Raw genomic sequence first — 13,200 nt, forward strand, 5'->3', positions numbered from 1 at the left:
GGCGGGCACCGCCGACAGCGGAACGACAGCCGTGGTCCACGGCCGTCCGATGCCGGGGCGGCAAGGATCCGGGTGCCGTCTGAACAGGTGCTGCCCGAGGGCCGTACCCCTGGACGGATCACGAAGAGCTCCGCGGAAGGGGAATCCCCACATGACCAGCGCCTCGCTCCAGCCCGCATCGGGACCGGCCCGCCGTACCGTCGTGGCGGCGGCCGGAGCGGCCGGGCTCGCCGCCGCGCTGACCGCCTGCGGTTCGAGCGACGACTCGAACAGCGTCTCCACCGGGTCCGGTTCCTCGGGCTCGACCGGCTCCACCGGGAACGCGTCCGCCGGTTCGGCCGGCTCCACCGGTGCCTCGCAGGACACCGGCTCCACGTCCTCGGGCGGCTCGGCCGGGGGCACGGCCCTCGCCAAGACCTCGGAGATCCCTGAGGGCGGCGGCAAGATCTTCAAGGACAAGGGAGTGGTGGTCACGCAGCCGACGGCGGGCACCTACAAGGCGTTCTCCGCCAAGTGCACGCACCTGGGCTGTGCGGTGGGCAGCGTCGCCGACGGTGTGATCGTCTGCCCGTGCCACAACAGCCACTTCTCCGTCGCGGACGGCAGCGTCAAGCAGGGTCCCGCGACCAAGCCGCTGGCCGCCGAGAACATCACCGTCTCCGGCGACGAGATCAAGCTGGCCTGAGCCGGTCGGGTTGCCGGAGACAGCGGAGCACCTCCTGCGTGGAGGTGATCGTGGCGACCAGGGCGAGGGTGTTGCGGACCATCTCCCGGGTGTAGTCGGCGGGCACGCCCGCGATGGCGTCGGCCGGGACGACCGCGGTGTAGCCGCGGTTGACGGCGTCGAACACCGCGTTGGGGATCGCCACGTTCGCCGAGACCCCGGTGACGACCAGGATGCGGCAGCCGAGGTTGCGCAGCAGCGCGTCGACCTCGGTGCCCTGGACCGGGGACAGGCCGTGCAGCCGTCGTACGACCAGGTCCGCGTCGGTGACCTCGATCGGCGGCGCGACGCGCACCGCCGGGGTGCCGGCCAGCTGCTGGACGGGGAGGCGTTCGGCGGCACGGAAGAGGCGGGCGTTGCGGCTGGCCCCCCGGCCGTCCGGGCGGCGCTCGGCGAGCGCGTGGATCACCTGCACGCCGCAGTCGTGCGCGGCCGCGACCAGCAGGGCCACGTTGCTCAGGGCTCCGGAGGCGCGGGCCTGGTGGGCGAGTTCGGGCAGCGCGCCGTCCGGGCCGACCACGCCCTGCTGGCACTCCACGGTCAGCAGGACCGTGCCGGCGGGATCGAGCAGTGCGTCGAGCTCCTCGTGCGACGGCATGGCGCCCCCTTTCGACGGGATGCGGGGCGGTGAGAGTAACCACATCGGTGAGCGGGCGGAAGCCGACCCGTTCCCTTTTCTGACGTGATGTCAGAGGATCGGCCGCACACGGACGTTCTCTGGCACGACGTGGGAGAAGAGGGGGCCGTATGACCGTCACGCAGCAGCGCCGGGGCCGGAAGATCATGATGACGCCCGGCGAGCTGGATGCATTCCTGACCAGTCAGCGCACCTGCCGGGTCGCCACCGTCTCGGCGGACGGCACACCGCACGTGAGCGCGCTGTGGTTCGCCTGGGACGGCACCTCGCTGTGGCTGTACTCGGTGGTGCGCAGCAGGCGCTGGAGCCAGCTGCGCCGCGACCCGCGGGTCGCGGTGGTGATCGACTCGGGCGAGGAGTACGACCAGTTGCGCGGCGTCGAGCTGTCCGGGCGGGTGGAGTTCGTCGGCGAGGCGCCGCGCACCGGTGAGTTGTGCGCGGAACTCGACACGGCGGAGACGCTGTTCGCCCGCAAGAACTTCGGCCTGGACGAGATGCCGCACGACGGCCGCCACGCCTGGGTGCAGCTCACCCCGGAGAAGATCGTCTCCTGGGACTTCCGGAAACTGGCGGCCGGCTAGAGGATCAATTCCCAGGGATGCCTGCGCAGGGTGTGCGGTGGGCGGCGACCGAAGCCCACCGCGAGACGGTCAGGCGTCAGGGTCGACTTCGGGGTGCGTGAACCGCACGGCCTTGCCCAGTGACCGCGCGTAGGCGATTTCGGCTCGGGTGCTGTCTCCGATGTAGTCGCCGACTACGAGCACCTCATCAGCGAGCCGGATCTTCGCCCGGTGCAGATCGTCGAGTCGAGCCTTCAGCGCCTGGGCCTCGTCAGGATCGGACCAGAGTTCGTGCGGCGACTTCATGTCGCAGCCCGGCTTGACGACGATCTTTCCGGCTGCGGTCTCCCGCAGATCGGCCTCGTTCATCTCGCTCATGAAGCGGGTGGAGCCGCAGATCACGACGATACGCGGCAGGCTCAACAGCTTTTTCGCGTCGGCGAGCTTCTCCTCGGGGGTGAGCAGGTGCGGGTATGGCACTGGATTCCTCCTGGCGGTGTGCTTGGAATCGATCATCCAGGGTCTTGGGAACGAGAGCCCTGGGCCGGGACGAGCTGCCGGGTGGCCGCGCGCAGGGCGTCGACCGCCGCGCGGATCGAGGGGCGGCGGTCGGCGTCCGCGCGCCAGACCACGTAGACGTGCCGCCGCACCCGCTGCCGGAGCGGGATCGTGACGATGCCCGGGGGCACCGGGTGGCGGCCCAGCAGGGGTGCGATGCACACGCCGAGGCCGGCGGCGACGAGCCCGAGCTGGGTGTGGGTCTCGGCGGCGCGGTGACCCACGATGGGCTCGATGCCCTTCGAGCGGAGCGTGAACATCAGCCACTCGTGGCAGAACTCGCCCTCGCCCCAGGTGATCCACTCGTCCTCGGCGAATTCGGCGAGGTCCACCTCGTCCCGGCCCGCGAGCCGGTGCCCGGCGGGCATCGCGACATCGGCCGGATCGTCGAGCAGCGGAGCCTTGACCAGGCCGTCGGGCACCGGCATCGGCTTGTTGTACCAGTCCAGGACGACCGCGAGGTCGAGGTCGCCGCGGACGACGCCGGCGATGCCGTTCTCCGGTTCCAGCTCGCTGGAGCGCACCCGCAGCCCGGGATGCTCGGCGCGCAGGGCGGCCAGCGCGGCCGGGAACAGACCCCGGGCGGCGGTCGGGAAGGCGGAGAGCCGCAGCTCGCCGACGACCTGGCCGCGCTGCGCCTCCAGATCGGACTGGGCGAGCTCGACCTGGGAGAGGATGCGGGCCGCGTGCTCGGACAGCAGCCGCCCGGCGTCGGTGAGCCGCACGCCCCGCCCGTTCTTGGCGAGCAGCTGCTGGCCGACCTCCCGCTCCAGCTTGCCCAGCTGCTGGGACACGGCCGACGTGGTGACGTGCAGCGCGTCGGCGGCGGCGCTGACCGAGCCGTGCCGGGCGAGGGCGTCCAGGGTACGCAGGCGCTCCAGGTTCAACATGTAAGCAACCCTACGAGATATCGGGTGTGAAATCTCGATTGTGCTACAAGGTTCTTCTCGCGCATCGTGGACGGCATGAGCACCGTCACCGCGACCCGGACCGAGTCATCCGCCCCCGCCCGCCCACGCCCCCGCCTCGACTGGCGCCTGCGCTTCGGCGCCCTCTCGCTGATCTGGGGCTTCAGCTTCCTGCTGATCAAGGTGGGCACCGAGAGCTACGCGCCCTTCCAGGTCACCCTGGGCCGGCTGGCCTTCGGCACGGCGGTCCTGGCGGCGGCGATGGCCGTGAAGCGGGAGCGGCTCCCGCGCGGGACGCGGCTGTGGGGCCACATGACGGTCGCCGCGCTCTTCCTGAACGCCCTGCCGTTCTCCCTCTTCGCCTACTCCGAGCTGACCATCCCGTCCACCCTGGCCGGCATCTGCAACGCCACCTCGCCGCTGTGGGGCATGGCGCTCTCCCTGGTCGCCCTGTCCGAGGACCGGCCGACCCGGGTCCGCGTCGCCGGCCTCGGTCTGGGCTTCCTCGGCGTGCTCACCGTGCTGGGGGCCTGGCAGGGGTTCCACGGACTCGACGCGAGGGGCACCGCCATGGCGCTGCTGGCCTCGCTGAGCTATCCGGTGGGGTGGATCTACGTCCGCCGTACGCTGGCCGGCACCGGCAACTCGCATCTGTCCATGACGGGCGCGCAGTTGCTGCTGGCGACGGTCCAACTGGCCGTGGTCACGCCCCTGTTCACGTCCGTGCCCGCGCACTTCTCCCTGGTCCCGCTGCTGGCGGTCGCCGCGCTGGGCGCGCTCGGGACCGGGCTGGCGGTTCTCCTCCAGTACGGGCTGGTCGCCGAGGTCGGGCCCACCACGGCGCAGATGGTCACCTACTTCATCCCGGTCATCGCCACCGCGGCGGGCGTGGCGATTCTCGGGGAGTCGCTGCGCTGGACCACGCCGGTGGGCGCGGTGATCGTTCTCGCCGGGGCGGCGCTGACGCAGATCAGGCCGAAGAAGGTGTGATCCGGCCGCCCGAACTCACACGCCGACCGCTCCGTCGATGCGTTCGCGGATCAGGTCGGCGTGTCCGTTGTGCCGGGCGTACTCCTCGATCATGTGGATGAGCACCCAGCGCAGCGAGACCGTGCCCCGCCAGGCGTCATGGCCCTCGATGTCGAGGTGCGGAGCCTCGGCGACGAACGCCTGCGCGAAGGCGACCTCGGCCTGCCAGGCCGCCCAGGAGTCCGCGACGACCTCGGGGTCGGGATCGGCGCCGTCGAAGTCGCCCTCGGGAGCGTCCGCGGAGGAGAAGCGCAGTTCGACGTCCTGCCCGGCGAGCACCGCCCGGAACCAGCGGCGTTCCACGTCGGCGAGGTGACGGACCAGACCGAGCAGGGAGAGCGAGGACGGGGACACGGACCGCAGCGCCACCTGCGGACCCAGTCCGGCGCACTTCATCCTGAGGGTGGCGCGCTGGGCGGCCAGCACGGCGACGAGCATGCTCCGTTCGTCACCGGTCGCTGGGCCGCCGAACCGGTCCTCACTGCCGGCGCCGGTGAACAGTTCGATCCGTCGGTCGGGAATCTTCATGCCCGCATCATGGGCTCCCGGTGGCCTTCCCCGAAACCGCGGTTTCCGCACGGCGCCTAGACGTACGTCCGCGCCGGTGTCGGGCGCACCGCCGCCGCCACCGCCGCGGCGAGGGCGGTGACGTCCTCCGGGGTCAGCGTCGAGACGGTGATGCGGACACCCGGCGGTGACGCCAGGCGGAACCGGGCCCCCGGAGCGACCGCCCAGCCGCCGTGCAGCAGGCGGGCGACGGCGCCGGTCTCGTCGGGCACCGGGACCCAGACGTTCATGCCCGTCCGGCCGTACGCGGGGACGCCCCGCTCGGCCAGGGCCGCGATCAGCCCGTCCCGGCGGGCGCCGTACGAGGCGGCCACCGCGCGCGTGTCCACCGCGCCGTCGGACCACAGCCGCACCACGGCCCGCTGCAGGAGTCTGCTCACCCAGCCGGGGCCCAGCCGCTGCCGTCCGCGCACCCGGTCGACGGTCACGGCGTCCCCCGTGAACACCGCCAGGCGCAGATCCGGGCCCCAGGCCTTGGCGACGGACCGCACGAAGGCCCAGTGCCGGGTGGTCCCGGCGAGCGGGTGCAGGGGGACGTCGACGATGCCGTGGCCGTGGTCGTCCTCGATCAGCAGCGTCTCGGGGCGCTCCCGCAGCACGGCCCGCAGGGCACGCGCGCGTGTGGGGGTCAGGGCGGCGCCGGTCGGGTTCTGCGCGCGGTCGGTGACGATCAGGGCGCGTGCGCCGGAGTCCAGTGCCCGCTCCACGTCCTCGGGGCGGGGCCCCTGGTCGTCGACACCGACGGGGACCGTGCGCAGCCCGAGCGCGGGGACCAGGTCCAGCAGGCTGCCCCACCCGGGATCCTCCACCGCGACCGCGTCCTGGGGCTTGAGGTGGGCCGCGAGGACCCGCTCCACGACGTCGAGCGAGCCGGAGGCCACCTCGACGGGACCGTCCGGCACCGCGTCGGCGTCCAGGGCGGCCCGGGCGAGGCGCGCCAGTTCCGGTTCGACGGGGTCGTCCCCGTACCGCACGGGTGCGCGGTCGCTCAGGGCGGCGGCCGCCGCGAACGCCTCGGCCAGGGGCGGCAGGAGCGCGGGGTCCGGGTTGCCGTCGGCCAGGTCGCGCACCCCCTCCGGCACATCCACCCGGATCTGCTCGCGGCCGGTCGTGGCCGGCTTGGGCCGGACCCTGCTCCCCCGGCGCCCCGCCGTCTCGATCACCCCCCGCTCGCGCAGGGTGCGGTAGGCGGCCGCAACCGTGTTCGGGTTCACCCCGAGCAGGTCCGCCAACTCCCGCATGGGCGGCAGCGGTTGGCCCGGTTGCAGCTCACCGGTGCCGACGGCGCGCTCGACGCTGGCCGCGATCTCGGCTGCGCCCCGGCCCTGGATCCGATACTCTCCTAGCACAAACTTTATTATGCACTAGTGCAATAGGAATGCAAGGGAGAACGCCATGCAGGGGACCCAGGACTCGCCGCCCCGGCCCGCCGCCTACACGCCGACCGACCGCACCGTGCCCACGCGGTCCGCCGACCGGGCGTCGTACGACAAGGACCTGGTGCACGCGATACTCGACGAGGGTTACGTCTGCCACCTCGGCTTCGTCCGGGACGGCGCCCCGGTGGTGCTGCCGACGCTGTACGGCCGGGTCGGCGAACGGCTCTACGTCCACGGGTCCACGGGTTCGCGGCCGCTGCGGATGACGGGCCAGGCCGCCCCGGGCCTGCCGGTGTGCCTGACGGTCACGCATGTCGACGGTCTGGTGCTGGCCCGGTCCGCCTTCCACCACTCGATCAACTACCGCTCCGTGGTGGTGCACGGCGTCGCGCACGAGGTCACCGACCCCGAGGAGCGGCGGCTGGCCCTGGACGCGCTGGTGGACCACGTCGTACCGGGCCGGGCCGCCGACTCCCGGCCCGCGAACAAGAAGGAGCTGGCCGCCACCGCGGTCATCCGCCTCGACCTCGACGAGGTCTCGGCGAAGGTCCGCACCGGCGGCGCCAACGACGAGCCCGAGGACCTGTCCCTGCCGCACTGGGCAGGAGTGGTCCCGCTCCGCAAGGGCTACGACGCCCCGGTCCCCAACACCGACCTGGCGCCCGGAATCGCCCTCCCGGAGTACCTGACGGCGCGGTGACCCGGCCGGTCAGGTGGTCGCCGAGACCGGCCGGCGCTGTCGGGCCTCGCTCAGCGCCAGGCCCGCGACCGCGCCGAGCATCAGCAGGGTGCCCGTCACCGTGGCCGCGGTGAGGTGCTCGCCGAGCAGCACAACGGCGAGCAGGGCCGCGGTGACCGGCTCCAGGAGCATGATCACGGACACGGTGGCGGACCGTACGACGGCCGCTCCCGCGAAGTAGAGGCCGTATGCGAGGGCCGTCGGGACCGACGCGATGTACGCGAGCAGCACCAGCAGCCGCACCGGGTGGCCGGTGTGCGGGTACAGGCCCTCGGCCAGGGCGAACGGCAGCAGGCACAGGGCGGTGACCGCGAAGGCGCCGATGGTGGTGCCGGAGGCGTCGGCGCCGCCGTCCCGGCCCCACCGGCGGGTCAGCAGGGTCATGGCGCCATAACCCGCCGCCGACAGCAGGGCGCAGAGGACGCCCAGCGGTCGTACGGTGGCCTGCGAGCCGCCGAGGGTGAGCACCACCAGCCCGGCCAGGGCTCCGGTGACCGCGAGCAGCCCGCCCCTGCCGAGCCGCTCCCCCATGGTGAGCCGGGCGCCGAGCGCGATGAGGACGGGACCGGCGCCGAGGGCGACCACCGTGGCCACGGCGAGTCCGGTCGAGGCCACGGCCGCGAAGTAGGCCGTCTGGAACACGGCCAGGCAGAGCCCCGTGGCGACGGCCTGGCCGGCCCTGCGGCGCAGCGGTCCGGAGGCGGCGGTGGCGGCCGGGCGGAGCCGGGAGCGCAGCAGGCGGCCCGCCACCAGCAGGACGAGTCCGGCGGCGCACCGCCAGAAGGAGAGGCTGAAGGCGCCCATGTCCCCGGTCCGGTAGACCAGGGAGGCGGCGGCGCCCGCGGTGCCCCAGGTGGCACCGGTGACGATCAGATAGAGCAGGCCGCGCCCGACGGGCAGGCCGACGGCAGAGTTCGACACGAGAGTTTCTCCGCAGAAGCGCACTGAGGGAGTGCGGAAGTTCGGGATGCGGCCCGCCTCAGCGGGGCCGCGCGGACTTCGTCTGCGGGCAGCACCGTCCCGCCCGGCGCCAGGCGCGGGGCGTGTTCTTCCCGGAGGCCCGCCTCAGGCGGCCGGGGGCGGCAGGACGAGTGCGTTCGACGGCATGATCCGCACCTTAGGCAGCCGTGCCCCGGGCCGACAACTCCCTTTCCGCGCCCCCGGCGGCCACCGGCTCCGTGGAGCCCTTGGCGGGCGTGGCGGACTGGGCGATGAACGCACCCACGAGGACGACCGCGCCGCCCAGCACCTGGGGTGCGGACAGGTGCTCGCCGAGCAGCACCCAGGCCAGTACGGTCGCGACGACCGCCTCCAGGCAGGCGACGACACCGGCGACCTGCGGGGACAGCCGCCGCACGGACAGCACGCCGGTGGTGTACGCGACGACCGTGGCGACCAGGACGATCCAGGCCAGCAGGGCGAGCGCCGGAACCGTGGTGCCGTTCATCCGTGCCGAGCCGGTCAGCACGGCCCAGTCCATGCCCCACGGGCGGGCCACGACGGTCAGCACGGCGGCGCCGACGAGCAGGCCGTAGGCGATCACGCCGAGGGGGTCCGGTGCCTGGTCACCGCTGTCGCTGCCCTGGTCGGACAGGACGAAGTAGCCGACCTGGCAGCAGGCGGCGCCGAGCGCGAGCAGCAGGCCGAGCAGGTCGAAGCGGAGCCCCGACCAGACCTCCACCACACAGGCGAGCCCGCCGGCCGCGAGCACCACACCGAGCGCGGCGGCACGTGTCACGGGCCGCCGCTGCACGAACCGCACCCAGCCGAGCACGAGCGCCGGCGCCAGGTACTCGACGAGCAGCGCCACGCCGACCGGGATGCGGGAGAGGGCGGCGAAGTAGCAGGCCTGGACACCGGCGACGGCGAGCAGCCCGAACCCGACGAGCAGCGCGGGCCGGCGGCGCAGCAGCGCGCGGTGCCGCACGGCGAGCGGCAGCATGACCAGGGCGGCGCCGGTCACCCGCAGCCACACCACGTGGAGCGGGTCGAGCCCCGCCTCGATCAGCGGCTTGGCCGCCACCCCGGATCCGCCGAAGGCCAGCGCGGACACCAGGGCGAGGCCGAGCCCGACGCCCTTGCCGTGGCTGCCCCGACTGCTCTCAACCGTACGCACCGGCACATGATGACAGGCGGCGACAGGAGCGTCACCCCCATTGACACCTGTCTCAGGAGATGGACAGGGGTGCACCTCGGCGGTGGACGCGGCGACGGCGTTCTTCGGTGCGTGCTTCGCCGCGCTCTTCAGGCGTTCTTCAGGCCTTCGTCAAGACAGGGACTCCGCCGCGCGGGACTCGATCCGGGCGCGCAGCTCGCCGATGGCGATCCCGGCGCGCTCGAGCACCTCGACGGCCCGGGAGTGCGGGTCCGCGACGAGCGCGGCGAGCAGATCGGTGCCCTCGACACCGGTCGCACCGCGCTGCCGGGCACGCCGGCCGGCGTCCTCCAGGGCGGCGACCGCGACGGGCGACCAGCCCGCGGTGTCGCCCGGGGCACCGCCGTGCCGGGCGGGAGGGGGTACGACGGGGAGCGCGCCGGAGTCCTCCACGCTGCCCTGCCAGCGCAGCCCGTAGCCGATGCTGCGCTGCACGAGGTAGCCGAACAGCCGGACGAGTTGCGACGCTCCGCCGACGGCGGCACGGACCTCGGCGTCGTGTTCCAGGAGGGAGTGCAGGAGATGGGCGGTGTCGGTGTGGCGGTCTCCGTCCCGCACCGCCCGGCGGCGGGCACCGGCGACCACCGCTGCCGGTTCGGCGCCGAGCCAGGCATCGTCGTCCGTGCGCAGTCCGCCCTGGTCGTGGACGGGCTGGTGGGCTGTACCGGGTTGCACGTCCCCCACCCCATCAGACCCACGGGGCCCGCGTCATCCGCGAGGGGAACCATGTGCGCGTCCCACGGAGAGTGGACGCCGCCGGCCGGCATCTCATCCTCAAGGAGGAGATCAGACGGTTCCGGCGCCGGAGGCGGTGCCGGACCCCCCACACTTCCTGACGGTTCATCAGTATTGAATGTTCGAGACCCTGCGGCTACGTTCCGCGACACCGTAGCCCGACATGAAGGGGTGGTCGCATGGCCGAAGTCAGCGCGGAGGCACGCATCCAGGCGCCGGCCGAGAAGGTGTGGGCCCAGCTCACCGACTGGCCGTCGTACGGCGAGTGGAACGCGACCCACACCAGCTTCCCCAAGGGCGGCCCGGAGACCCTGGCGGTCGGCGGGACCTTTCAGGAGAACATGAAGCTGATGGGCTTCCCGGCGGAGGTCGACTGGACGATCGAGGAAGTCGAGCCGGCCCGGGTGTTCGCCATCCGGGGCAAGGGCCCGATGGCGGTGACGGTCGCCACCCGCTACACCCTCACCCCCGACGGCGACGCCACCACGGTCCGCATCGACGGCGAGTTCACCGGCGCGGCGGTGTCCCTGATGGCCGGCAGGCTCAAGGACTCGGCGACGGCCGCCCTGAACGAGTCGCTGCGGAAGCTGGACGGGCTGGTGGCCTGAAACGCGGGTACGCGTCGCGGACACGGGAAGGCGCCCCGCGGGACTCCGCGGGGCGCCTTCGTCGCCGCAGACCTCCGTGCGCCTCGGCGGCCGCCAGGACGCGTCAGCGCGCCTCGGTCCTCGTCAGTGCGTCTCAGTGCTCGTCGGCGAGGATGAGGTACAGCTTCTTGCGGGCCTCGTTGAGCACGGTCAGCGCCTTCTCGCGCTGCTCCTTGCTTCCGGTGCTCCAGACCTGCCCGAAGGCCTGCATCAGACCGAAGCCGGCCTGCTGGATCTCACCAAGGGCCTCCCAGTCGACTCCCCGCGAGGCATCCTCCCAGGGGGCGTCCGCGCCTTCCTCGGCGGCGGCGCGGCCGCTGTCGGTGAGGGAGAACAGCTTCTTGCCGCCCTCGCTCTCGCTGGCGATCAGACCCTCGTCCTCCAGCAGCTGGAGCGTGGGGTAGACCGAGCCGGGGCTGGGCTTCCACGCGCCGCCGCTGCGTTCGGCGATCTCCTGGATCATCTCGTAGCCGTGCATGGGCCGTTCCTTGAGCAGGGCCAGGATCGAGGCGCGCACATCACCGCGCCGCGCCCGCCCCCGCGGACCTCCGCGTCCTCGCGGCCCCCACGGCCCGAACCCGGGGCCGCCGGGACCCCATGCCGGCCCGCCGGGACCGAAGGGACCGAAAGCGGCCCGCCGCCCCTCGAAGCCACCGAACGCGCCCCAGCCGTGCCGGCCCGGGCCCTCGTGACCGTGTCCACGCTCGAATCCGTGCGTACGCATGCGGATCACTCCATTCCATCGTTGATCTATTGCGTTTCACTCGCGTGTCTTACGCGATGGCTCAACGATATATCGGAACCGATCGCGCGACAAGCCCCTGGGGAGAAGCGGGCGGCGGCCGGGCCAGATCTCGTCGATTGGCCTTGGTCAGAGGCCTCCGGGTGGCCCTAGCGTCTGCGGCATGCGTATCCGAATCGTCGACGCCTTCACCGACCGCCCCTTCGCCGGCAACCCGGCCGGAGTCGTCCTCCTGGACGACTCCTTCCCGCCGGACGACCGGCTGCAGAACGTGGCCCTGGAGGTCAACCACGCCGAGACGGCGTTCGCCCACCGACTGCCCGAGGGCGGCGAGGCGGACTGGGCGCTGCGCTGGTTCACCCCCGTCGCCGAGGTCGCGATGTGCGGGCACGCCACCCTCGCGACCGCCCACGTCCTGCACACCACCGGCGCCCACGAGGGGCCCGTGCGGTTCGCCACCCGCAGCGGGGTGCTCGTCGCCACGCCCGGCGCGGACGGCTGGATCACCCTGGACTTCCCTACGGCACCGCTCACGCCGGCCGAGCCCCCGCCCGGGCTCGGCAAGGCGCTCGGCGCCGACCCGGTCGCCGTGTACGACACCGGTCCCGACGTCGGTGATCTGCTCGTCGAGCTGGCCGACGAGCAGACGGTCCTCGGGCTCGCCCCCGACCACAGGGCCCTCGCCGCGCACTCCTCACGGGGCGTCATCGCCACCGCGCGCGCCGATGACCCGTCCCGGGGCCACGACTACGTCTCGCGCTGCTTCTTCCCCCGGCTGGGCATCGACGAGGACGCGGTCACCGGCAGCGCCCACACCGCGCTGGCCCCGCACTGGTCCGCCCGCCTCGGCCGGGACGATCTCACGGGTCTGCAGGCCTCGCGCCGCGGCGGCCTGGTCCGCACCGGGCTGCGCGGCGACCGCACGCTGCTGACCGGGCGCGCGGTGACGGTGATCGACGGCGAGCTGCTGGCCTGAGCGGGCCGGCCGGTCCTCAGGCCGTCGGGAGCCAGCCGACCTTCCCGGCGAGCAGGGCGTAGCCGACGAACGCGCCGATGTCGAGCAGCGAGTGCGCGACGACCAGGGGGCCGACCCGACCCCAACGGCGGTAGAGCCAGACGAAGACCACGCCCATCACCATGTTGCCGAGGAAGCCGCCGATGCCCTGGTAGAGGTGGTACGAGCCGCGCAGGACCGCGCTGGCCACCAGCGCGGTCCCCGGGGTCCAGCCCAGCTGACCCAGCCTGCGCAGCAGGTACCCGACGACGATGACCTCCTCGAGGATCGCGTTCTGCAGCGCGGACAGGATGAGCACGGGGTACTTCCACCACACGCCGGGCAGGGCCTCGGGGACCACGGTGAGGTTGAAGCCGAGGCCGCGGGCCGCCAGGTAGAAGGCGATGCCGGTGCTGCCGATCACGGCCGCGATCGCGGCGCCCCGGCCGAGGTCGGACCACGGCCGGGTGCGGTCGAAGCCGAGGGTGCGCAGGCTCTGGCCCTCGCGCAGCAGCAGGTGGGCGACGAGGGCCACGGGGATCAGGGCGGTGGCGATGCCGAAGAGCTGCCAGGCCAGGTCGAGCCAGGGGCGGCCCGGCGCCGCCGAGGCGTTGAGGGTGGCGGCCTGGTCCTTGAGCCCACCCGGCTTGGTCACCGACCCGACGAAGCTGATCAGCGCGGACACGCCGCTCGCCCCGAGCGAGAGCCCGAGCACGAGCAGCGTCTCGTCCCGGAAGATCCGTCGCGAGAACTCCCTCGGCCACGCCTCAGCCACCGACGCCACTCCTGCCCTCGATCCACCCCGTGCGAGCACACAGCATGCCGG

Annotated in this window: 16 protein-coding genes; 6 read left to right on the plus strand and 10 right to left on the minus strand. The window is 73.1% G+C overall.

The window, feature by feature from the left end; genetic code table 11:
* Nucleotides 1-151: 151 nt before the first annotated feature.
* Nucleotides 152-685 carry a Rieske (2Fe-2S) protein gene (locus ACZ404_RS32750; RefSeq protein ID WP_468446281.1) on the plus strand — a complete coding sequence of 178 codons (534 nt, stop codon included), beginning with the start codon at nucleotides 152-154 and terminating at the stop codon, nucleotides 683-685.
* Here the strand turns inward: ACZ404_RS32750 and ACZ404_RS32755 are convergent.
* The gene (locus ACZ404_RS32755; protein ID WP_468446283.1) at nucleotides 672-1,322 is read right to left on the minus strand and encodes a cysteine hydrolase family protein; all 651 of its coding nucleotides are present in this window, start codon (nucleotides 1,320-1,322) and stop codon (nucleotides 672-674) included. The two genes, ACZ404_RS32750 and ACZ404_RS32755, sit on opposite strands and share 14 nt — an antisense overlap.
* A 149-nt stretch (nucleotides 1,323-1,471) precedes the next feature.
* Between ACZ404_RS32755 and ACZ404_RS32760 the strand changes: the two genes are divergently transcribed.
* Nucleotides 1,472-1,942 (plus strand): pyridoxamine 5'-phosphate oxidase family protein, encoded by a 471-nt coding sequence (locus ACZ404_RS32760; RefSeq protein WP_468446285.1) that lies wholly within the window; start codon nucleotides 1,472-1,474, stop codon nucleotides 1,940-1,942.
* A gap of 69 nt (nucleotides 1,943-2,011) precedes the next feature.
* Here the strand turns inward: ACZ404_RS32760 and ACZ404_RS32765 are convergent, their stop codons facing one another.
* Nucleotides 2,012-2,437 (minus strand): hypothetical protein, encoded by a 426-nt coding sequence (locus ACZ404_RS32765; RefSeq protein WP_468446287.1) that lies wholly within the window; start codon nucleotides 2,435-2,437, stop codon nucleotides 2,012-2,014.
* Nucleotides 2,434-3,369 carry a LysR family transcriptional regulator gene (locus ACZ404_RS32770; RefSeq protein WP_468446289.1) on the minus strand — a complete coding sequence of 312 codons (936 nt, stop codon included), beginning with the start codon at nucleotides 3,367-3,369 and terminating at the stop codon, nucleotides 2,434-2,436. Before ACZ404_RS32770 ends, ACZ404_RS32765 begins: the two co-directional genes overlap by 4 nt.
* Before the next feature lie 75 nt (nucleotides 3,370-3,444).
* Here ACZ404_RS32770 and ACZ404_RS32775 point away from each other — a divergent pair, with 75 nt between their 5' ends.
* Nucleotides 3,445-4,377: a DMT family transporter gene (locus tag ACZ404_RS32775; RefSeq protein WP_468446291.1), complete on the plus strand. Its 933-nt coding sequence runs from the start codon at nucleotides 3,445-3,447 to the stop codon at nucleotides 4,375-4,377.
* A gap of 15 nt (nucleotides 4,378-4,392) precedes the next feature.
* Here ACZ404_RS32775 and ACZ404_RS32780 read toward each other — a convergent pair whose 3' ends face one another.
* Nucleotides 4,393-4,944 (minus strand): DinB family protein, encoded by a 552-nt coding sequence (locus tag ACZ404_RS32780; RefSeq protein WP_468446293.1) that lies wholly within the window; start codon nucleotides 4,942-4,944, stop codon nucleotides 4,393-4,395.
* Between the two features lie 56 nt (nucleotides 4,945-5,000).
* Nucleotides 5,001-6,332, minus strand: coding sequence for an aminotransferase class I/II-fold pyridoxal phosphate-dependent enzyme (locus ACZ404_RS32785; RefSeq protein WP_468446295.1), 1,332 nt, complete (start codon nucleotides 6,330-6,332; stop codon nucleotides 5,001-5,003).
* Between the two features lie 46 nt (nucleotides 6,333-6,378).
* On the opposite strand from ACZ404_RS32785, the gene ACZ404_RS32790 reads away from it, so the two are divergent.
* Entirely contained in the window at nucleotides 6,379-7,062 is a 684-nt protein-coding gene (locus ACZ404_RS32790; RefSeq protein WP_468446297.1) for a pyridoxamine 5'-phosphate oxidase family protein, read from the plus strand.
* A gap of 9 nt (nucleotides 7,063-7,071) precedes the next feature.
* On the opposite strand, the gene ACZ404_RS32795 is transcribed toward ACZ404_RS32790, so the two are convergent.
* From ACZ404_RS32795 to ACZ404_RS32805, 3 genes are all read right to left on the minus strand, one after another.
* Nucleotides 7,072-8,022 (minus strand): DMT family transporter, encoded by a 951-nt coding sequence (locus tag ACZ404_RS32795; RefSeq protein ID WP_468446299.1) that lies wholly within the window; start codon nucleotides 8,020-8,022, stop codon nucleotides 7,072-7,074.
* 196 nt (nucleotides 8,023-8,218) lie between these two features.
* Nucleotides 8,219-9,223: an EamA family transporter gene (locus ACZ404_RS32800; protein ID WP_468446301.1), complete on the minus strand. Its 1,005-nt coding sequence runs from the start codon at nucleotides 9,221-9,223 to the stop codon at nucleotides 8,219-8,221.
* Between the two features lie 144 nt (nucleotides 9,224-9,367).
* Complete coding sequence (locus ACZ404_RS32805; protein ID WP_468446303.1) at nucleotides 9,368-9,931, minus strand: hypothetical protein; 564 nt, start codon at nucleotides 9,929-9,931, stop codon at nucleotides 9,368-9,370.
* 239 nt (nucleotides 9,932-10,170) lie between these two features.
* On the opposite strand from ACZ404_RS32805, the gene ACZ404_RS32810 reads away from it, so the two are divergent.
* Nucleotides 10,171-10,599, plus strand: coding sequence for a type II toxin-antitoxin system Rv0910 family toxin (locus ACZ404_RS32810; protein WP_468446305.1), 429 nt, complete (start codon nucleotides 10,171-10,173; stop codon nucleotides 10,597-10,599).
* Nucleotides 10,600-10,732: 133 nt separating this feature from the next.
* Here the strand turns inward: ACZ404_RS32810 and ACZ404_RS32815 are convergent, their stop codons facing one another.
* Complete coding sequence (locus tag ACZ404_RS32815; protein WP_468446307.1) at nucleotides 10,733-11,362, minus strand: PadR family transcriptional regulator; 630 nt, start codon at nucleotides 11,360-11,362, stop codon at nucleotides 10,733-10,735.
* Between the two features lie 181 nt (nucleotides 11,363-11,543).
* Here ACZ404_RS32815 and ACZ404_RS32820 point away from each other — a divergent pair, with 181 nt between their 5' ends.
* Complete coding sequence (locus tag ACZ404_RS32820) at nucleotides 11,544-12,356, plus strand: PhzF family phenazine biosynthesis protein (RefSeq protein WP_468446309.1); 813 nt, start codon at nucleotides 11,544-11,546, stop codon at nucleotides 12,354-12,356.
* Nucleotides 12,357-12,372: 16 nt separating this feature from the next.
* Here ACZ404_RS32820 and ACZ404_RS32825 read toward each other — a convergent pair whose 3' ends face one another.
* Entirely contained in the window at nucleotides 12,373-13,158 is a 786-nt protein-coding gene (locus ACZ404_RS32825; protein ID WP_468446311.1) for a CPBP family intramembrane glutamic endopeptidase, read from the minus strand.
* Nucleotides 13,159-13,200: the final 42 nt, after the last annotated feature.

The sequence above is a fragment of the Streptomyces sp. NPDC030798 genome, assembly GCF_055572275.1.

Excerpts from the sequence above, each read along its gene's own strand:
- ACZ404_RS32760 (WP_468446285.1), top strand. The coding sequence starts at position 1,472 with ATGACCGTCACGCAGCAGCGCCGGGGCCGGAAGATCATGATGACGCCC.
- ACZ404_RS32770 (WP_468446289.1), bottom strand. The coding sequence starts at position 3,369 with ATGTTGAACCTGGAGCGCCTGCGTACCCTGGACGCCCTCGCCCGGCAC.
- ACZ404_RS32820 (WP_468446309.1), top strand. The coding sequence starts at position 11,544 with ATGCGTATCCGAATCGTCGACGCCTTCACCGACCGCCCCTTCGCCGGC.
- ACZ404_RS32780 (WP_468446293.1), bottom strand. The coding sequence starts at position 4,944 with ATGAAGATTCCCGACCGACGGATCGAACTGTTCACCGGCGCCGGCAGT.
- ACZ404_RS32765 (WP_468446287.1), bottom strand. The coding sequence starts at position 2,437 with ATGATCGATTCCAAGCACACCGCCAGGAGGAATCCAGTGCCATACCCG.
- ACZ404_RS32810 (WP_468446305.1), top strand. The coding sequence starts at position 10,171 with ATGGCCGAAGTCAGCGCGGAGGCACGCATCCAGGCGCCGGCCGAGAAG.
- ACZ404_RS32775 (WP_468446291.1), top strand. The coding sequence starts at position 3,445 with ATGAGCACCGTCACCGCGACCCGGACCGAGTCATCCGCCCCCGCCCGC.
- ACZ404_RS32790 (WP_468446297.1), top strand. The coding sequence starts at position 6,379 with ATGCAGGGGACCCAGGACTCGCCGCCCCGGCCCGCCGCCTACACGCCG.
- ACZ404_RS32755 (WP_468446283.1), bottom strand. The coding sequence starts at position 1,322 with ATGCCGTCGCACGAGGAGCTCGACGCACTGCTCGATCCCGCCGGCACG.
- ACZ404_RS32815 (WP_468446307.1), bottom strand. The coding sequence starts at position 11,362 with ATGCGTACGCACGGATTCGAGCGTGGACACGGTCACGAGGGCCCGGGC.
- ACZ404_RS32750 (WP_468446281.1), top strand. The coding sequence starts at position 152 with ATGACCAGCGCCTCGCTCCAGCCCGCATCGGGACCGGCCCGCCGTACC.